Source organism: Stenotrophomonas sp. GL_111, assembly GCF_057835245.1.
In genome coordinates, this window is sequence record NZ_CM174421.1 from 148,693 (window position 1) to 166,072 (window position 17,380).

The 17,380-nt window shown below is 67.3% G+C and carries 18 protein-coding genes; 13 read left to right on the forward strand and 5 right to left on the reverse strand.

What is annotated here, in order from left to right:
* The first annotated feature begins 10 nt into the window (after positions 1–10).
* Entirely contained in the window at positions 11–622 is a 612-nt protein-coding gene (locus AC3IPM_RS00610; RefSeq protein WP_489301998.1) for a YbhB/YbcL family Raf kinase inhibitor-like protein, read from the forward strand.
* A 46-nt stretch (positions 623–668) separates the two neighbouring features.
* On the opposite strand, the gene AC3IPM_RS00615 is transcribed toward AC3IPM_RS00610, so the two are convergent.
* The 3 genes from AC3IPM_RS00615 to AC3IPM_RS00625 form a co-directional block, all read right to left on the reverse strand.
* Positions 669–1,127, reverse strand: coding sequence for an META domain-containing protein (locus tag AC3IPM_RS00615; RefSeq protein WP_489301999.1), 459 nt, complete (start codon positions 1,125–1,127; stop codon positions 669–671).
* Between the two features lie 74 nt (positions 1,128–1,201).
* Positions 1,202–2,029 carry a DUF4377 domain-containing protein gene (locus AC3IPM_RS00620; protein ID WP_489302000.1) on the reverse strand — a complete coding sequence of 276 codons (828 nt, stop codon included), beginning with the start codon at positions 2,027–2,029 and terminating at the stop codon, positions 1,202–1,204.
* Positions 2,030–2,101: 72 nt separating this feature from the next.
* The gene (locus AC3IPM_RS00625) at positions 2,102–2,896 is read right to left on the reverse strand and encodes an undecaprenyl-diphosphate phosphatase (protein WP_489302001.1); all 795 of its coding nucleotides are present in this window, start codon (positions 2,894–2,896) and stop codon (positions 2,102–2,104) included.
* A gap of 277 nt (positions 2,897–3,173) precedes the next feature.
* On the opposite strand from AC3IPM_RS00625, the gene glnA reads away from it, so the two are divergent.
* The 11 genes from glnA (at position 3,174) to AC3IPM_RS00680 (ending at position 13,595) form a co-directional block, all read left to right on the forward strand.
* The gene (glnA, locus tag AC3IPM_RS00630; RefSeq protein ID WP_489302002.1) at positions 3,174–4,583 is read left to right on the forward strand and encodes a type I glutamate--ammonia ligase; all 1,410 of its coding nucleotides are present in this window, start codon (positions 3,174–3,176) and stop codon (positions 4,581–4,583) included.
* A 302-nt stretch (positions 4,584–4,885) separates the two neighbouring features.
* Positions 4,886–5,224 carry a P-II family nitrogen regulator gene (locus AC3IPM_RS00635; RefSeq protein ID WP_489302003.1) on the forward strand — a complete coding sequence of 113 codons (339 nt, stop codon included), beginning with the start codon at positions 4,886–4,888 and terminating at the stop codon, positions 5,222–5,224.
* Positions 5,225–5,242: 18 nt separating this feature from the next.
* Positions 5,243–6,673 (forward strand): ammonium transporter, encoded by a 1,431-nt coding sequence (amt, locus tag AC3IPM_RS00640; RefSeq protein WP_489302004.1) that lies wholly within the window; start codon positions 5,243–5,245, stop codon positions 6,671–6,673.
* Positions 6,674–6,763: 90 nt separating this feature from the next.
* Positions 6,764–7,504: an N-acetylmuramoyl-L-alanine amidase gene (locus AC3IPM_RS00645; RefSeq protein WP_489302005.1), complete on the forward strand. Its 741-nt coding sequence runs from the start codon at positions 6,764–6,766 to the stop codon at positions 7,502–7,504.
* Positions 7,505–7,608: 104 nt separating this feature from the next.
* Positions 7,609–8,769: a murein transglycosylase A gene (mltA, locus tag AC3IPM_RS00650; RefSeq protein WP_489302006.1), complete on the forward strand. Its 1,161-nt coding sequence runs from the start codon at positions 7,609–7,611 to the stop codon at positions 8,767–8,769.
* Entirely contained in the window at positions 8,766–9,116 is a 351-nt protein-coding gene (locus AC3IPM_RS00655) for a VOC family protein (protein WP_489302007.1), read from the forward strand. Before mltA ends, AC3IPM_RS00655 begins: the two co-directional genes overlap by 4 nt.
* An 84-nt stretch (positions 9,117–9,200) precedes the next feature.
* Positions 9,201–9,608: a hypothetical protein gene (locus tag AC3IPM_RS00660; protein WP_489302008.1), complete on the forward strand. Its 408-nt coding sequence runs from the start codon at positions 9,201–9,203 to the stop codon at positions 9,606–9,608.
* Between the two features lie 146 nt (positions 9,609–9,754).
* Positions 9,755–10,834, forward strand: a complete 1,080-nt coding sequence (locus AC3IPM_RS00665) for a two-component system sensor histidine kinase NtrB (RefSeq protein ID WP_489302009.1) — start codon at positions 9,755–9,757, stop codon at positions 10,832–10,834.
* Positions 10,824–12,275: a nitrogen regulation protein NR(I) gene (gene ntrC, locus AC3IPM_RS00670; protein WP_489302010.1), complete on the forward strand. Its 1,452-nt coding sequence runs from the start codon at positions 10,824–10,826 to the stop codon at positions 12,273–12,275. The genes AC3IPM_RS00665 and ntrC overlap by 11 nt, the downstream gene beginning before the upstream one ends.
* A gap of 67 nt (positions 12,276–12,342) precedes the next feature.
* Complete coding sequence (locus AC3IPM_RS00675; RefSeq protein WP_489302011.1) at positions 12,343–12,909, forward strand: superoxide dismutase family protein; 567 nt, start codon at positions 12,343–12,345, stop codon at positions 12,907–12,909.
* A 56-nt stretch (positions 12,910–12,965) separates the two neighbouring features.
* Positions 12,966–13,595: a superoxide dismutase family protein gene (locus AC3IPM_RS00680; protein WP_489302012.1), complete on the forward strand. Its 630-nt coding sequence runs from the start codon at positions 12,966–12,968 to the stop codon at positions 13,593–13,595.
* Between the two features lie 101 nt (positions 13,596–13,696).
* Here AC3IPM_RS00680 and AC3IPM_RS00685 read toward each other — a convergent pair whose 3' ends face one another.
* The gene (locus AC3IPM_RS00685; RefSeq protein WP_489302013.1) at positions 13,697–14,584 is read right to left on the reverse strand and encodes a hypothetical protein; all 888 of its coding nucleotides are present in this window, start codon (positions 14,582–14,584) and stop codon (positions 13,697–13,699) included.
* Between the two features lie 92 nt (positions 14,585–14,676).
* On the opposite strand from AC3IPM_RS00685, the gene AC3IPM_RS00690 reads away from it, so the two are divergent.
* Positions 14,677–15,972 carry an acetyl-CoA C-acetyltransferase gene (locus tag AC3IPM_RS00690; protein WP_489302014.1) on the forward strand — a complete coding sequence of 432 codons (1,296 nt, stop codon included), beginning with the start codon at positions 14,677–14,679 and terminating at the stop codon, positions 15,970–15,972.
* Positions 15,973–16,057: 85 nt separating this feature from the next.
* Here the strand turns inward: AC3IPM_RS00690 and AC3IPM_RS00695 are convergent, their stop codons facing one another.
* Complete coding sequence (locus tag AC3IPM_RS00695; protein WP_489302015.1) at positions 16,058–17,380, reverse strand: heme biosynthesis protein HemY; 1,323 nt, start codon at positions 17,378–17,380, stop codon at positions 16,058–16,060.

The window sequence follows — 17,380 nt, forward strand, 5'->3', positions numbered from 1 at the left end:
GAGCCCGATCATGCATCTGAGCAGTACCAGCCTGCGCAACGGCCAGCCGATTGCCGCGGAATTCGCCGCCGGTGATGCCAATGGCTTTGCCGCCAACCGCAACCCGCAGCTGGCGTGGGACGACGTGCCCGCCGGCACCCGTTCGTTCGCCCTGCTGTGCATCGATCCGGATGTACCGACCGTGCCGGACACGGTCGGCCGGCAGGATCGCAGCGTGCCGCGCGATCAACCGCGCGCGCACTTCACCCATTGGGCGATGGCCGATATCCCGGCCAGCGTGCGTGAGCTGGCTGCGGGCAGTTGCAGCGAGGGTTTCACGGTCAAGGGCAAGACCGCCCCGGCGGGTCCGACGGGCGCGCGCCAGGGCCTGAATGATTTCACCGGCTGGTTTGCCGGCAACCCGGACATGGCCGGCCAGTACCTGGGCTACGACGGCCCGTACCCGCCGTTCAACGACGCGCGCGTGCACCGCTATTTCTTCCGCGTGTTCGCGCTCGACGTGGAAACGCTGGCGCTGCCCAGCCCGTTCACCGCCGCTGATGTCCTGCGGGCGATGCACGGCCATGTGCTGGCCGAAGCGGCCCTGCACGGCACCTACACGTTGAACCCGGCGCTGGCCTGACAAGGTAATGCCGGCAACGACGAAGGGCGGCCTGTGGCCGCCCTTCTCATTTCTCCGGCAGCGGTGCCGGGGTGAATACCAGCATGTCGCCCTGCACGTTGTGGAGGACCAGGCTGCCGTTGTCGTCCAGCGCAAGCGTGGGAGCCGATTGGGCACTGACCAGCATGCCGGCACGTCGTTCCTGCTCGGTAACCTGGACGAGCAGACAGGCGGCGGAGGTGATCACGCCGTTCTCCAGGATGAGCCGGTTGTCCTGCACGCGATATTGGCTGCTCGCGTAGTTGCACAGGTTCAACTGGCTCATGTAGCCCGGCTGGAAGCGCAGGGTGTACGGCGGCCGACCGCTGACAAACATTGCGTCGATACGCCGGCCCTGCGCGTCGGTGGCGCGCGCGAGTTGCCACAGATGGGCCTCAAGCTGGGCGGTGGTGGGAGTGCTGGCGGCCTGGGCGGTGATGCTGCAGATGGCCAGCAGCGGCAATGCAAGGACGCAGACGAGCTTCATGCCGATCTCCCTGGCAGTGTGCGATTGGCGTTGCCTCAACGAAGAAGGGCGGCCTGTGGCCGCCCTTCTGTTTTTCATTTCTTCTCGTTCGCCGATTCGACCACCATGTCCAGCACATAGGCGTTGGACGAGGCATCGGCCGGCGGGTTGGCGATCTTGTAGCGCTTCACGCGCAGCACGTTGCGCACGCCCGCTTCGTGGGTGTAGCCCTCGATGGTGCTGTAGAAGTTCTCCCACTCACCCGGGGTGCCCTGCTTGAGGCCCTTGTCGTCGAACTTCACTTCGCGGGTCTGCAGGCACTGCATGTTCGGGATCAGCGGATGCGAGCAGGGCTTGGTCTGCGCGGCCACTTCGATGAACACCGTCTCGCCTTCGCCGCCGTAGCGGGTTTCAGCGGTCGGTTCCGGGTTGAACACCAGCACATCGCCGGCGGCGGTGCGCAGGGTCAGCTGGCCTTCGCCGGCCAGTTCCACCTTCAGCGCGCCTTCCAGGCGGCTGCTGACGGCCTGGTCCAGCGCCATCAGCGCCTTGTCGGTGCAGGCCATCATGGTCGAGGCCATCGGCGAGACCGTCAGCGTGCCGTCGGCCAGGGTGTAGCCGCCGCCCAGGTGGTTGCAGGTGTTGCTGACCGCGATGCGGCCGTCCTTGAAGTCCAGCGTGACCGGCTTGTCGGCACGCGCGAACAGTGCATCCACGCGCTTGCCGCTGGCGTCGGTGGCGCTGTCCAGTAGCCAGTGGTTGCCCAGCAGGCGCTGCTGGTCGAGCTTGGCAACGGTGGCCTGGTCGGTGGCGGTGGTCGGGGCCGGGGCCAGGTCATCGCCACCCTTGGGGGCGGTCGACTGCGGGTTGCTGCACGCGGCCATCAGGGCCAGCGGCAGGATCAGCATCAGGTTGCGCTTCATGTACATCTCCTTGGTAGCCCGGGGAAAAACGCCCGGGCGTTGAAAACGGGGTTACGGGCGCCGCGGCCGCGTTCAGTTGCCGGCCGGCAACCACAGCAGCAGGGCGGCACCGAGTGCGATCCGGTAGAACGCGAAAGCGGTGAAACGGTGCGACTTGATATAGCCCAGCAGCCACTTCACTACGACGAAGCCGGTGATGACCGCGGCAACGAAGGCCACGCCGACGTCGGTCCAGTTCTCGCTGGCCAGCTTGCCCTCCTTGGCCAGCTCCAGGAACGCATAGCCACTGGCGGCGAACATGGTCGGGATACCGACCAGGAACACGAACTCGGTAGCGGCCGCGCGCCGGCGCAGGCCGAACAGCATGGCGATGAAGATCGCCGCCGCCGACCGCGAGGTGCCCGGGAACACGCCAGCCACCACCTGCGCCAGGCCGACCAGGATGGCTACCTTCCAGGTCACCTCGTCGCGGTCGGGCAGGCGCGCGCTGTAGCTTTCCACCAGCAGCATCCAGATGCCGCCGATGATCAGCGCCCAGGCCACCGGGGTGACCGTCTCGGGCAGCTCCCAGCCGGCCAGCCGCACCGGCAGGCCGACCACGGCGGTGACCAGGAAGGCGGCGCCCAGCTTCATCACGTAGTCGCGGTTGGCGCGCTCGTGCAGCCCGGTGGCCAGCGACCACAGGCGCTGGCGGAACACCAGCGTGATCGCCAGGATCGCACCGGCCTGGATCACGATGTTGAAGAAGTCCGAGCGCGCGCCCAGCCAGTGCTGGGCGATCAGCAGGTGCCCGGTGCTGGAGATCGGCAGGAATTCGGTGAGGCCTTCGAGGATGCCCAACAGAAGGGCGGAGAGCAGGTCGGACATCGGGATGCTGGGGCTCGCAAGGGGTGGAAACAGGGGCGGAACAACGGGTTGCGGGCCATGTTCAACATCGCGTATCGACGGCCCGCCGCGGTAAAGCATAGAACATCGCGCAGTGCACCAAAGGTGTGCGCGGTGCGTCCAATGCACCTTTATGGTGCATCCGGTTCAGCCGCCGGTCGGGTGCATGTCGTGTGAAATCAAGCGCTTGGGCCATCGCAGAAGTTGGCACGGGGATTGCTGTATCCAGGTACGCAATCACCCATCCGAGGTTTCACCGATGTCCGTGGAAAACGTTGAGAAGCTGATCAAGGACAACCAGATCGAGTTCATCGACCTGCGTTTCGTCGACATGCGCGGTATTGAACAGCACGTCACCTTCCCGGTGAGCATCGTCGAGCCGGCGCTGTTCGAAGAAGGCAAGATGTTCGATGGCAGCTCGATCGCGGGCTGGAAGGGCATCAACGAATCGGACATGGTCCTGCTGCCGGATCCGTCCAGCGCCTATGTCGACCCGTTCTACGCCGACCCGACCCTGGTGATCAGCTGCGACATCCTCGACCCGGCCACCATGCAGCCGTATGGCCGTTGCCCGCGCGGCATCGCCAAGCGCGCAGAGGCCTACCTGAAGTCCTCCGGCATCGCCGAGCAGGCCTTCTTCGGCCCGGAGCCGGAGTTCTTCATCTTCGACTCGGTCCGCTTCTCCAATGACATGGGCCACACCTTCTTCAAGATCGATTCCGAAGAAGCCGCCTGGAGCACCGGTGACAAGTACGACGGCGCCAACAGCGGTTACCGTCCTGCGGTGAAGGGCGGTTATTTCCCGGTTCCGCCGACCGATTCGCTGCACGACCTGCGCGCTGAAATGTGCAAGACGCTCGAACAGGTCGGCATCGAAGTGGAAGTGCAGCACCACGAAGTGGCCACCGCCGGCCAGTGCGAAATCGGCACCAAGTTCAGCACCCTGGTGCAGAAGGCCGACGAACTGCTGCGCATGAAGCACGTCATCAAGAACGTCGCTCACCGCAATGGCAAGACCGCCACCTTCATGCCCAAGCCGATCGTCGGCGACAACGGCAGCGGCATGCACGTGCACCAGTCGCTGTCCAAGGGCGGCACCAACCTGTTCTCCGGCGACGGCTACGGCGGCCTGAGCCAGATGGCGCTGTGGTACATCGGCGGCATCTTCAAGCATGCCAAGGCGATCAACGCCTTCGCCAACTCCGGCACCAACAGCTACAAGCGCCTGGTCCCGGGCTTTGAAGCGCCGGTGATGCTGGCCTACTCGGCGCGCAACCGCTCGGCCTCGTGCCGCATTCCGTGGGTGTCCAACCCCAAGGCACGCCGCATCGAAATGCGTTTCCCCGATCCGATCCAGTCCGGCTACCTGACCTTCACCGTGCTGATGATGGCCGGCCTGGATGGCATCAAGAACCAGATCGACCCGGGCGCACCGAGCGACAAGGATCTGTACGACCTGCCGCCGGAAGAAGAGAAGCTGATCCCGCAGGTCTGTTCCTCGCTCGACCAGGCCCTGGAAGCGCTGGACAAGGACCGCGAGTTCCTCAAGGCCGGCGGTGTGATGAGCGATGACTTCATCGACGGCTACATCGCGCTGAAGATGCAGGAAGTGACCCGCTTCCGCGCGGCCACCCACCCGCTGGAATACCAGATGTACTACGCCAACTGAGCAACAGGTGGCGATGACGAAGGACCTCCCTCCCACCTTCGTCATCGCCGCCGCTTCCGCGGCTGGGGAGCTGCGGCGGCAACGGTAGTACCCGTACCACCAGGGGCAAGAGAGACCGGACGCGTGCCATGGGCCCTTCCTCCCTCCCGCGTCACCGCTGGCGTCGCCCCTGACGGGCGTCGGCAACGGCGTGGCCCATGCAACGTTCGGCGCAACGGTCGGTGGCCAGTGCAATGGCTGCCGGTCGACCTGACATCGGCCCGCGACTGCAGGCCGGTTCCTTCCACCATCGGGATATGCGCATGAAATTGATCTCCGCCATCATCCGGCCGTTCAAGCTCGACGAGGTCCGCGAGGCCCTCTCCGACGCAGGCGTGTCGGGCATCACCGTGACCGAAGTCAAAGGCTTCGGCCGCCAGAAGGGCCACACCGAGTTGTATCGCGGCGCGGAGTACGTCGTGGATTTCCTGCCCAAGATCAAGATCGAAACCGTGGTCACCGACGACCGCCTGGAAGCCGTGGTCGAGGCCATCCAGAGTGCCGCCGGCACCGGCAAGATCGGCGACGGCAAGATCTTCGTCACCGCCGTTGAACAGGTCATCCGCATCCGCACCGGCGAGATCGGCGCGGACGCGCTCTAACCCCACTCGGAGCCCACAATGAAGACTTCCTTGTTCACCGGGTGGCAAGCCCGGTTCCATGCCGTGTGCCTGATGATGCTGCTCAGCGCACTGGCCGTTGGTGCGTTCTCCTCCACCGCGCATGCCCAGGCGCAGGTCACCCCGGTGCAGTCGGCTGAAGTGACGGTGGAGCCGTTGCCGGTCGCCGCGCCCGTTGCTGCAGTGGACGTCGCCGCAGCGGTAGCCCCGGCGTTCGACCGCGGTGATGTCGCCTGGATGCTCACCTCCACCCTGCTGGTGCTGTTGATGGTGGTGCCGGGCCTGGCCTTGTTCTACGGCGGCCTGGTGCGCTCCAAGAACGTGCTGTCCATCCTCAGCCAGATCCTGGTGGTGTTCTCGCTGGTGCTGATGCTGTGGGTCGCCTACGGCTACAGCGCGGTGTTCAGCCAAGGCAATGCGTTCTTCGGCTCGTTCACCGAATTCGCCTTCCTCAAGGGCTTCACCCCCGACTCGGTCGGCAACACCCCGATCAAGGGCCTGCCGGACTACCTGTTCGTGGCCTTCCAGTCGACCTTCGCCGGCATCACCACCGCGTTGATCGTCGGTGCGTTCGCCGAGCGCATCAAGTTCAAGGCGGTGCTGCTGTTCTCCGCCCTGTGGTTCACCTTCAGCTACATCCCGATGGCGCACATCGTGTGGGGTGGCGGCTACCTGGGTGAAATGGGCGCGATCGATTTCGCAGGCGGCACCGTGGTGCACATCAACGCGGGCGTGGCCGGCCTGGTCGGCGCGTACTTCGTCGGCAAGCGCATTGGTTACGGCCAGACCGCACTGAAACCGCACAACGTACCGTTCACCTACATCGGCGCGATGCTGCTGTGGGTGGGCTGGTTCGGCTTCAATGCCGGTTCGGCGGCGGCCGCCGATACCGTCGCCTCGCTGGCCTTCATCAACACCCTGCTCGCCACCGCGGCTGCGGTGCTGGGCTGGACCCTGGTTGAAGCGGTCAGCAAGGGCAAGCCCTCAGCACTGGGCGCGGCCTCCGGCGCGGTGGCCGGCCTGGTCGGCATCACCCCGGCCTGCGGCACCGTCGGCCCGCTCGGCGCGATCATCATCGGCCTGGTCGCCGGCGTGGTCTGCGTATGGGGCGTGACCGGGCTCAAGCGCCTGCTGAAAGTGGATGACACCGCCGACGTGTTCGGCGTGCACGGCATCGGCGGCATCGTCGGTGCGATCCTCACCGGTGTGTTCAGCGCGCAGTCGCTGGGCGGCACCAAGGCCGATCTCGACATCGGCCACCAGGTCTGGGTGCAGCTGGTCAGCGTCGGCTTCACCATCGTCTGGTGCGCCGTGGTCACCGTGGTGATCCTGCTGGTGGTGCGCATGGTGTTCGGCCTGCGTGTGACCGAAGAGGCCGAGCGTACCGGCCTGGATGTCACCTCGCACGGCGAATCGGCCTACGAGGCCTGATTCGACCGCTGCACTTTCGCCGGCGGCCTTCGGGTCGCCGGCGTTTTGTTGGCCCCGGCAACCGCGCGCTGAATCCCGCACAATGCGGTCATGCGCCAGATCCGCACCCTGTTCCCGCTGCTCGCCTGCCTGCTGCTCGCCGCCTGCGCCAGCACCGACATCCGCAGCCCGCTCGCCACCTGGGTACCCTCGCCGAACCACAACGCGCGCGGCCCGGTCGTGATCGTCCTGCACCACACCGACCAGGACAACGTGCAGCAGAGCCTGGATACGCTGCGCAGCGCCAACAGCGGCGGCAAGGTCAGCTCGCACTATCTGGTCGGCGCCGATGGCCACATCTACCAACTGGTCGGCGATGACCGCCGCGCCTGGCACGCCGGCCCTGGCCGCTGGGGCACGATCACCGACCTCAACTCGGCCTCCATCGGCATCGAGATCGACAACGACGGCGACACCCCGTTCGCCCCGTCGCAGATTGACGCGTTGATCCGCCTGCTCGACGACCTGTGCACGCGCCTGCGCATTCCACGTACCCAGATCATCGCCCACGCCGACCTTGCGCCCGCGCGCAAGCAGGACCCCAGCCGCTTCTTCCCATGGCAGCAGCTTGCCCAGGCGGGCTTCGGCATCTGGCCGCGCGACAGCGATGGCCCGGCGCCGGCGGGCTTCGATCCCTACTTGGCGCTGCAGGCCTTCGGCTATCCGTTGGACGACCGCGCTGCAGCCGTTGGCGCCTTCCACCGTCGTTTCCGTGGCCGCGACGACCTGCCACCGCAGCTGGATGCCGACGATGCCCGCATCCTGCACTCGCTGCTGCAGCAATCCCCATAGCCGCAATATCCGCATCCGAATCCGGGTAGCGCCGAGCCACGCTCGGCTGCACCACCACCCACCCTACAATCAAACCCTGCAGCCGCCACAAAGAAAAACCGCCCATGAAGGTCAAGCGCATCACCGCCGCATTCCAACGCTCCGCCATGTTCGCGCTGGCACTGGCACTTCTGGGTGGCTGCGCCGTCTCCCCCCAGCGCCCTGGCGTGCCGACGAACACGTACGTCAAAGCCGACTGGAAGGCCCTGCCAACGGTCACCGACAGCGACCTCCAGGCCGGTTTCGCCGCATGGCGTAGTGCCTGCCCGCGTCTGAAAACCGATGCCATCTGGGCAACCCCCTGCGCCGCCGCCGCCAAGGTCGGCACCACTCCGGAGGCGATCCGCCAGTTCCTGCAGGGCAGCCTCGACGTTTACGCATTGCGCGCCGCCGGCAACCGCACCGATGGCCTGATCACCGGCTACTACGAGCCGATCTATCCCGGCAGCCTCACCCGCACCGCCAAGGCCACCGTGCCGGTGTATGGCGTGCCCCAGGACATGGTCATCGTGCAGCTCGACAGCGTCTATCCCGAGCTCAAGGGCAAGCGCCTGCGCGGCCGCGTCGAGGGACGCGTGCTCAAGCCCTACGACGACGCGGCCGCCATCGCCACGCACGGCGTCAAGGCCCCGGTGCTGGCCTGGCTCACCCACCCGATGGACCTGCAGTTCCTGCAGATCCAGGGCTCCGGGCGAATCGTTCTGAACGATGGCAAGCACCTGCGCATCGCCTACGCCGATCAGAACGGCCATCCCTACCGCCCGATCGGCCGCTGGCTGGTGGAGCAGGGCGAGCTGAAGAAGGAAGACGTCACCATGGATGCCATCCGTGCCTGGGCGATCGCGCATCCGGCGCGCATTCCCGAGCTGCTGGCCAGCAACCCCAGCTACGTGTTCTTCAGCAAGGGCCCGGACGGCGACGAAGGCCCGCGCGGCTCGTTGAACGTGCCGCTCACTGCCGGCTACAGTGTGGCGGTGGACCGCAATGTGGTGCCGCTGGGCAGCCTGATGTGGCTGTCGACCACGCGCCCGGACGGCAGCCCGGTGGTGCGCCCGGTGGCCGCGCAGGATACCGGCGGCGCCATTGCAGGTGAGGTGCGTGCCGACCTGTTCTGGGGCACCGGTGACGCGGCCGGCAAACTGGCCGGGGACATGAAGCAGAAGGGCAACCTGTGGATGCTGTGGCCCAAGGGCGCGGCCCTGCCGAAGGGCGCCGAGCAGCCATGAAGGTCAAGCGCATCATCGCCAACCTGCAGACCGCCGACCCATCACGGGCCGACAGCTTCTATCGCGACATTCTCGGCCTTGAACTGGCGATGGATCACGGCTGGATCCGCACCTATGCGAATGCGACCGACATGAAAGTGCAGGTGAATTTCGCGCAGGAAGGAGGGTCCGGCACCGCGGTGCCGGATCTGTCGATCGAGGTGGATGACCTCGATGAGGTGCTGCGCAGGGTGCACGCCGCCGGGATCGCGCTTGAGTACGGGCCTGCCAGCGAACCGTGGGGCGTGCGGCGGTTTTATGTGCGCGATCCGCTGGGGCGGCTGATCAACATCCTCCAGCACGCGTGAGCGAAGAGGGCCATCATGCATCGGGCATTTCCAGCAGACGCTGACGACGCAACAATCTGTGCCTGCTTCTGGGCAGGAATTGCGTTGGGCCTGCTGCATTTTCAAGCCAGCAAGGACTGGGCGTTCGCGATGATCGCGGCAAGGGATGAACCCGGCATCGAGATCATCGACATTGCCACCGCACATGATCGCAACCGTGCGATGGATGCGGTGCAGGCCGCGGCCGAGGGCGCAGACTGGCAGCGTGCAGGTCGCTGGCTTCTGGCAGAAGTACGGGAGCAGTTTCAGTCCGGTCAGCGATCAGCCTTGGAGACGTCCCGGATCGCCATGCGCGTCGCAGAGACCACGCAGCTCCCCGAGGAGGTTTGCCATGCATTTGATGCTCTCGATGATGAGCTTGAGCTGCTTGCCAATGGCATCTATGGCACTGCGGCGGAGGTTGAGGCCGACCTCCTGGAAGCACTTGAGCGACATTCCGGGGTGGTCGGATAGCGTTTTGGATCCGGTGGATTCCCGCACGCTTCCATTCGGCCTGCACCTTTCTTGTCAGTCTGGCAAACCTTGGTACGGAACATGTCCACGTGTCCGGTCATGGGCCGTTCGAAGCTCAACCCCCCGTTTTGCACTACATTGGTGCAATGACCCTCGCACTCTCGCCCCCTGCCCTTGACGCCCTCGGCACCCCGGTCGCCTGGGCCGATGCCGCAGGCCGCGTGGTCGGCTGCAACCCCGCCTTCGCCCGCTGGCTGGGCGTCAGCGTGCGCCGCCTGTTGGGTCAGCCCCTGGCCTCGCTGGAAGTGCAGGGCGAGGCGCTGGCGCACTTCCTGGCCCGTGACGAGCGCGACACCCTGCGCCTGCACCGGCTGGCCCTGGCCCTGCCCGGTGATGCCCCGCGCTTCGCCGAAGGCTGGCTGAGCCGCTGGGACGAGGGCGGTTGGCTGCTGGAGGCGCATCCGGTCGATGAATTTCCCGGGCTGGACCCGACCCAGGCGCTGCCCAGCGCGCTGAGTGCCGCGCTCAAGGGCCTGGCCCACGAGCTGCGCAATCCGCTGGCCGGGCTGAAGGGCGCGGCCCAGTTGCTGGCCCGGCGCAACGCGCAACGGGCCGCTGACGCGCGTGATCCCGACGAGCGTGAGCTGATCGAGCTGATCGGCTCGGAGATCGAACGCCTCAACGGCCTGCTCGAACAACTGCTGTCGCCTGCACCGGCCGCGCCGCATGCGCCGCTGAACATCCACGCCTCGCTGGAGCGCGTGCTGCGCCTGGCCGAGAACGAGGGTGGCTGGGCGGTGCGCCTGCAGCGCGACTACGACCCCAGCATTCCCGAATTCGACGGTGACGCCGACCGCCTTACCCAGGCGGTGTGGAACCTGGTGCGCAATGCGATCCAGGCCGGCGCCGGTACCGTCACCCTGCGCACGCGGGTGGAGCATGGCGTGCGCATCAGCGATCAGCTGCACCCGTTGGCGCTGCGTCTGGAAATCGCCGACGACGGCCGTGGCGTGCCCGAGGAGCTGGCCGAACACCTGTTCCTGCCGCTGGTCAGTGGCCGTGCCGAGGGCACCGGGCTGGGCCTGGCGCTGGCCCAGCAGGTGGCGCGCGAACACCGCGGCACGCTGACCTACCGCTCGCGCCCGGGGCATACCGTATTCACCGTGCTGCTGCCGATCGGCCAGGGCACGCCCGCGGCTACCGAGGAGACCGCCCATGGCGGATGACGCCGACCCTACCGGCCAGCGTGTCTGGGTGGTGGACGATGACCGCGCCGTGCGCTTCGTGCTGTGCACCGCGCTGCGCGATGCCGGCTACCGGGTGGAAGGGTTCGACGGTGCGGCGGCCGCGCTGGCGGCACTGGCCGCTCAAACGCCGCCGGACCTGCTGTTCACCGACGTGCGCATGCCCGGCGATGACGGCCTGGTGTTGCTGGACAAGCTCAAGGCCGCGCACCCGCAGTTGCCGGTGATCGTGATGTCGGCCTATACCGATGTGGCCAGCACCGCCGGTGCATTCCGGGGCGGTGCGCAGGAATTCCTGTCCAAACCATTCGACCTGGACGACGCCGTAGCGCTGGCGCAGCGCGTGTTGCCCGCGCCGGATGCGGCCGTGGCCGCGCCGACCGACGTAGCTGCCTCGCCGCGCGCCGACCAACGACCGCAGCTGGTCGGGGATACTCCGGCGATGCGCGCGCTGTTCCGCGCGATCGGGCGCCTGGCGCAGGCCCCGTTGTCGGTACTGATCAATGGCGAGACCGGGACCGGCAAGGAACTGGTCGCCCATGCGCTGCATCATGAATCGCCGCGCGCGCAGGGCCCGTTCGTGGCGCTGAACACGGCGGCGATTCCAGCCGAACTGCTGGAAAGCGAACTGTTCGGTCACGAGGCCGGTGCGTTCACCGGTGCGCAACGGCGCCACGTCGGCCGCTTCGAACAGGCCCATGGCGGCACGCTGTTCCTGGATGAAATCGGCGACATGCCACTGCCCTTGCAGACCCGCCTGCTGCGCGTGCTGGCCGAAGGCGAGTTCTTCCGCGTCGGCGGCCGTGAGCTGATCCGCGTCGATGTACGCGTGATCGCCGCGACCCACCAGGATCTGGAATCGCTGGTGGCGCAGGGCCGCTTCCGCGCCGACCTGCTGCACCGGCTGGACGTGGTGCGGCTGCGCCTGCCGCCGCTGCGCGAGCGCCGCGACGATATCGCCCAGCTCGCCGATACCTTCCTGGCCGCCGCCGCGCGCAAGCTCGATACCCCGCCGAAGCGGCTCACCGCGGCGGCGCTGCAGGCGCTGCGCGAACACGACTGGCCGGGCAACGTGCGCGAGCTGGAGAACGTGTGCTGGCGCATCGCCGCGCTGGCCGCCGCCGACACCATCGGCGTGGCCGACGTGGACAGTGCGCTGCACCGCGGCGGCGGTTCACCGCGTACCCGCGTCACCGGCGATCCGGGCCAGTGGGAGGCACTGCTGTCGGCGTGGACCCGCCAACGCCTGGCCGAAGGTGCCGAGGGCCTGCATGCGCAGGTCCGCGACCGGGTTGACCAGGCCTTGCTGGAAGCAGCGCTGCAGGTGACCCATGGCCGCCGTGCCGAAGCTGCCGCACGGCTCGGCATGGGCCGCAACACGCTGACCCGCAAGCTGGGTGCGGGCCGCCGGCGCGGCAGCTGAATCGGATGTGCCCCCTTTCATGACCCGTGGACGGCCCCGGCGCTAGTCTGCAATCAAGGAGTTTTCCATGCGCAGTTCCCGTGTTGTCCTGGCCGTTGGCGCGCTGCTGGTCCTGAGCGCCTGCGGTACCACCCCGCCGCCGCGCCCCGCCCAACCGGCGGTGGTGCTGGTGAGCACCGCCAAGCAGGCCGAAGCCAATCTTTCTTCGGCCTCGGCCAGCCTGGTCAGTGGCCGTCTGGCGCTGGTGCCCGAAGCACGCGGTGTGCATATCACCGGCGTGATCGGCGGCCTGCAGCCGATGCAGACCACGGCGTTCCACGTGCATGAGCGCGGCGACTGCAGCGCGGTGGATGCGAGCAGCGCTGGCGGTCACTTCAATCCCACCGGCCAGGCGCATGGACGCAACAGCGCCGGTGCGCACCATGCCGGCGACATGGATAACCTGCGTGCCGACGCACAGGGCCGGGTGAATGTGGATATCCACCTGCCAGCGGTTACCCTTGGCGGCGGCGCAGCCACCGATATCGCCGGACGTGCACTGGTCGTGCATGCCAATGCCGACGATTACCGCAGCCAGCCCGCCGGCAATGCCGGCGCCCGTATTGCCTGCGGCGTCATCCGGGTCACGCGCTGAGCGCGCGCCCACGACGTCGAACTTTTGAACCTGCCGTATCCCGCTAGGAGATCCAGATGCGCCTGATCCATACCTCATTGTTTGCCGCCATCGCCGCCCTTGGCCTGAGCGCCTGCAACAAGCCGGCCGAGACCACGGCCGACGCCACTCCGGCGGCCGAGACCGCTCCGGCCGAAACCGCACCGGCCGCCGATGCACCGCCGGCGATGACCAGCGAAGCGCACGCCAACCACGGCGCCGTGGCTGAACTGGCCGCCACCCAGGGCAATACCGTCAAGGGTAACGTCACCTTCAGCGTCGTCGACGGCAAGGTCCACGTGAAGGGCGATGTCAGTGGCCTGAAGCCGAACACCGAACACGGCTTCCACATTCACGAGAAGGGCGATTGCAGTGCGCCGGACGGCGCCAGCGCCGGTGGCCACTTCAACCCGGGCAAGGAAGATCACGGCAACGTCGCCACCACCCCGCACCACGGCGGCGACATGCCCAACATCAAGGCCGACGCCCAGGGCAACGCGGTGGTCGATGCCGACGTCTCCACCAACGTCAACATCGGCAAGGGCGATGATTTCGACATCATCGGCCGTGGCCTGATCGTCCACGCCGACGCTGACGACTACAAGACCCAGCCGACCGGCAATGCTGGCGCGCGCCTGGCGTGTGCGGTGATCAAGGCCGCACCGTAACCCTACGGTGTACGCACAATGAGAAAACGCCGGCGCAAGCCGGCGTTTTCTTTTGAACATTGGTAGAGCCACGCCATGCGTGGCTGCAACGGGCGCCATGTTTACCGGGTCAGCAGCTCGCGCGCGTCCTGCCCAGCCTCGCAATGCACGAACAACACCGGCAGCCCGTGCGATTCCAGCACCGCGGCCATCTGCCGCTGGCGCATCAGGTACTGCTCGTAGATGCCCTGCAGGCGGTCACAATCGCCGCTGCCGTGGTTGTAGTACGCGCACCAGCCGGCTGGATCGAACAGCGCCATACGCACTTCGCCATTGGCGTATCGAAGCAGCGGCTCCGGTGCCGCATCCAGCCATTCCTCGGCCTGCGGCGCCATCAGCGCGGTTTCGATCAGCGGCCACAGCGCGGCCAGGCCCTGGTTGTCGTACTGCATCGACATCATTGCGGCGAGGTCGTTCAGGGTGAAATAGCGCGCGTGCTCGATCTGCGCGCCGAACGCGTTCTGCGCATGCAGCGCGGTGTCGGCCTGGGCCATGCCCTGGGCCAGCAGCACCTCTTCCAGCGCCTCGGCCACGGCCTGGGTCTGGGCCACTTCCATGCCGGTGAGCAGGAACGGCACCACCCGCAGGCCACCGCCGGTAAGGCCGGTATCGGCCTGGAAGGGCAGCGGCACATCGCCGTCGGCCCCGGCACCAAAGGCAAGCAGGCGCGGCCCTTGGCTGCGGCCGGGGGCGCGCATCTGCAGTTCTTCCAGGCGCCGGTGCATCGGCCAGCCCGGGCGCAGGACTTCGGCGGGATCGAAATGGGCGCCGGCGATCACGAAGTCCAGCCCACTGACCCCGGGGACCAGTTTGGCCAGATCGCGGCCGACGCGTTCGGCCAGTTCACCGGCCTGTTCGGAAGACAGCGCGGCATGGCGTGGCGCGTCGCCGCCAGCCAGTTCCAATGCCAGTACACCAAGGGCATTCATGCCGTGGTCGGGTTTGCTCATGGTTTCACGGTTGGCCCATCACAGGGCGGCAGCTACACTTGCCCCCATTATGCCTGCTCCTTCGTGCAGGCCATGTTGCAGACACCCCTCCCATGCCAGGTATCTCCATGCCCAACGCCCGTCCCGTCGCCATCCTCGGTGGCGTCCGCATCCCGTTCTGCCGCCAGAACACGGCCTATTCGGACGTCGGCAACCTCGGTATGTCGGTGCGCACCCTCGGGGCGCTGGTCGAGCGCTTCGGCCTGCACGGCCAGCAGCTCGGCGAAGTGGCGATGGGTGCGGTGATCAAGCACTCCAGCGACTGGAACCTGGGCCGCGAAGCCACGCTGTCCTCGGGCCTGTCCCCGCTCACCCCGGGCATCACCATGCAGCGCGCCTGCGGCACCTCGCTGGACACCATCATCGCGGTGGCCAACAAGATCGCGCTGGGCCAGATCGATTCGGGCATCGGCGGCGGTTCGGACACCACCTCCGACGTGCCGATCGTGTACGGCAAGAAGCTGCGTGCGCGCCTGCTGGCGGCCAACCGCGCCAAGACCACCGGTGACAAGTTCAAGGCGCTCACCCGCGGCTTCAAATTCAGCGAACTCAAGCCCGAGTTCCCCGGCGTGGCCGAGCCGCGCACCGGCAAGAGCATGGGCGACCATTGCGAAGACATGGCCAAGGAATGGAACATCGCGCGCGACTCGCAGGACGAGTGGGCGGTGTCCTCGCACAAGAAGCTGGCCGCCGCCTATGAGCGCGGTTTCTTCAACGACCTGATCGCGCCGTTCCGCGGCGTGGAACGCGACAACATCCTGCGTGCAGACACCTCGCTGGAAAAGCTGGCCACGCTGAAGCCGGCCTTCGACAAGGTGTCCGGCCGCGGCACGCTGACCGCCGCCAACTCCACCCCGCTCACCGACGGTGCGGCGGCGGTGCTGCTGGCCAGTGAGGAATGGGCGCGCGCGCACGGCCACGAGCCGCTGGCCTACCTGCGCGATTCGCAGGTGGCGGCGGTCGATTTCGTGCATGGCGAAGGCCTGCTGATGGCGCCGACCATCGCCGTGCCCGAGATGCTCAAGCGCAACGGCCTGACCCTGCAGGATTTCGACATCTACGAAATCCACGAAGCGTTCGCCGCGCAGGTGCTGTGCACGCTGCGCGCGTGGGAAAGCGAGGACTACTGCCGCAACCGCCTGGGCCTGGACGCACCGCTCGGCCGGATCGACCCGGCCAAGATCAACCTGCTGGGCTCCTCGCTGGCCACCGGCCATCCGTTTGCCGCCACCGGCGCACGCGTGATTGCCACGGCCGCCAAGCAGCTGGCCGAACGCGGCGGTGGCCGCGCACTGGTCTCGATCTGCACCGCCGGCGGCATGGGCGTGGTGGCGATCGTCGAACGCTGATTGCGTTCAACGCGCACAGAAAAAGGCCGCCCCAGGGCGGCCTTTTTCGTTGCGATGGCGCCACCCGAGGGGTGGCAGCCCTGCTTCACGGCAACCGCGGGTTGCCGAAATCGTCGCGTTCGTCGGCCACGGTGGGTTCCACCGGCTGTGACTGCGACATCAACGACTGCTCTTCCACCGTGGCGCGTTCGGGCACCACTGCTGCCAGCGGCGTCACCGCCTCGGCACGGGCCAGCGCCACGCTGTCGTCGCCGCGCTGCTGGCGCAGGGCATTGGCGAAGCACTGCGACGCCAGGGCGGGCTCGCCACGGTCCAGGAACACCTGGCCGAGTGCTTCCCACGCCGCCGGGCCGGCACCGGCGGCGATGGCGCGGTGCAGATAGTCTTCGGCCTGCACGTGCTGGCGTTGACGTGCCGCGACCCGGCCCAGGGCCAGCAGCAGGGCCGGGCTGGACGGCTGATTGCCCAGCCAGCGCTGCAGGTTGGCCTGGCGCGTGGCCAGTTTGTCCACCGGGAGCTGCCCATACAGGGTCACCAGTGATTCGTCCCAACGCGTATCCAGCGCCTGCTCAAGGGTGAGCAGCGCCGGTTCGTCCCAGTCCAGGGCGACCGCGCGCAGTGCATAGGCCGAGACCACGTCCGGATCGCTGCGCAGTGGCTTCGGCGTTGCTTCCCACTGCGCGGCCAGCGCGTTGACATCGGCCGCTTCCAGCAGCGACTGTGCGGCCAGCCGGTTTTCCAGTTCAACCACGGCGTCATCCGGCAACACTTTCTGCTTGCGCAGCGCACCGAGCTGGCCATACGCCTCATGCGCGCGTTCCGCACGCGCCAATGCTTCGGTGCGCAGCCACAGGCCGCGCGGCGGCAGGGGCTGGATCGCAGCGGCGTCGAGCACGTTGATCGCATCCACCGGACGCTCCTGCGCCAGCAGGCGCTCGGCCTGCAGCAGGGCATGCGTGGTGGCGTCTTCCGTTGCCAGCCGCTGCAGGTACTGGTTCACCGCGGCCTGGTCATCGCGTGCCTGTGCACTGCGCACCGCGGTCACCAGTGCCATCGCGGCCACTTCCTTGTCTTCGGCGGCGCTGGTGAGCAGCTTTTCGGCACGCTGCCAGTGGCCGTACTCGTGCGACTGCAGGCCTTCGATCAGACGCGCGCGGCCCTGCTTGCGGCGGTAGCGGCCCCAGGCGCGGAACGGCGATGCCGCCAGGCTCCACACCAGCCACAGCACCAGCAGCGCGACCAGCACCATCAACGCCACCTGCGGCACCGTGGAGCGGTAGTCATTGCCGCCGTAGCGGTAGATCACTTCGCCGAACTGGCGCAGTTGTTCGGTGCCCAGAAACTGCGACGCGATCACGCCCAGCGCGACGGCCAGCAACAGCACCACCAGTGATTGAAAGGGTTTCAT

What these genes read in the sequence shown, in the direction of transcription:
- AC3IPM_RS00610 (WP_489301998.1), top strand. Translation starts at nt 11, where the DNA reads ATGCATCTGAGCAGTACCAGCCTGCGCAACGGCCAGCCGATTGCCGCG.
- AC3IPM_RS00615 (WP_489301999.1), bottom strand. Translation starts at nt 1,127, where the DNA reads ATGAAGCTCGTCTGCGTCCTTGCATTGCCGCTGCTGGCCATCTGCAGC.
- AC3IPM_RS00620 (WP_489302000.1), bottom strand. Translation starts at nt 2,029, where the DNA reads ATGAAGCGCAACCTGATGCTGATCCTGCCGCTGGCCCTGATGGCCGCG.
- AC3IPM_RS00625 (WP_489302001.1), bottom strand. Translation starts at nt 2,896, where the DNA reads ATGTCCGACCTGCTCTCCGCCCTTCTGTTGGGCATCCTCGAAGGCCTC.
- glnA (WP_489302002.1), top strand. Translation starts at nt 3,174, where the DNA reads ATGTCCGTGGAAAACGTTGAGAAGCTGATCAAGGACAACCAGATCGAG.
- AC3IPM_RS00635 (WP_489302003.1), top strand. Translation starts at nt 4,886, where the DNA reads ATGAAATTGATCTCCGCCATCATCCGGCCGTTCAAGCTCGACGAGGTC.
- amt (WP_489302004.1), top strand. Translation starts at nt 5,243, where the DNA reads ATGAAGACTTCCTTGTTCACCGGGTGGCAAGCCCGGTTCCATGCCGTG.
- AC3IPM_RS00645 (WP_489302005.1), top strand. Translation starts at nt 6,764, where the DNA reads ATGCGCCAGATCCGCACCCTGTTCCCGCTGCTCGCCTGCCTGCTGCTC.
- mltA (WP_489302006.1), top strand. Translation starts at nt 7,609, where the DNA reads ATGAAGGTCAAGCGCATCACCGCCGCATTCCAACGCTCCGCCATGTTC.
- AC3IPM_RS00655 (WP_489302007.1), top strand. Translation starts at nt 8,766, where the DNA reads ATGAAGGTCAAGCGCATCATCGCCAACCTGCAGACCGCCGACCCATCA.
- AC3IPM_RS00665 (WP_489302009.1), top strand. Translation starts at nt 9,755, where the DNA reads ATGACCCTCGCACTCTCGCCCCCTGCCCTTGACGCCCTCGGCACCCCG.
- ntrC (WP_489302010.1), top strand. Translation starts at nt 10,824, where the DNA reads ATGGCGGATGACGCCGACCCTACCGGCCAGCGTGTCTGGGTGGTGGAC.
- AC3IPM_RS00675 (WP_489302011.1), top strand. Translation starts at nt 12,343, where the DNA reads ATGCGCAGTTCCCGTGTTGTCCTGGCCGTTGGCGCGCTGCTGGTCCTG.
- AC3IPM_RS00680 (WP_489302012.1), top strand. Translation starts at nt 12,966, where the DNA reads ATGCGCCTGATCCATACCTCATTGTTTGCCGCCATCGCCGCCCTTGGC.
- AC3IPM_RS00685 (WP_489302013.1), bottom strand. Translation starts at nt 14,584, where the DNA reads ATGAGCAAACCCGACCACGGCATGAATGCCCTTGGTGTACTGGCATTG.
- AC3IPM_RS00690 (WP_489302014.1), top strand. Translation starts at nt 14,677, where the DNA reads ATGCCAGGTATCTCCATGCCCAACGCCCGTCCCGTCGCCATCCTCGGT.
- AC3IPM_RS00695 (WP_489302015.1), bottom strand. Translation starts at nt 17,380, where the DNA reads ATGAAACCCTTTCAATCACTGGTGGTGCTGTTGCTGGCCGTCGCGCTG.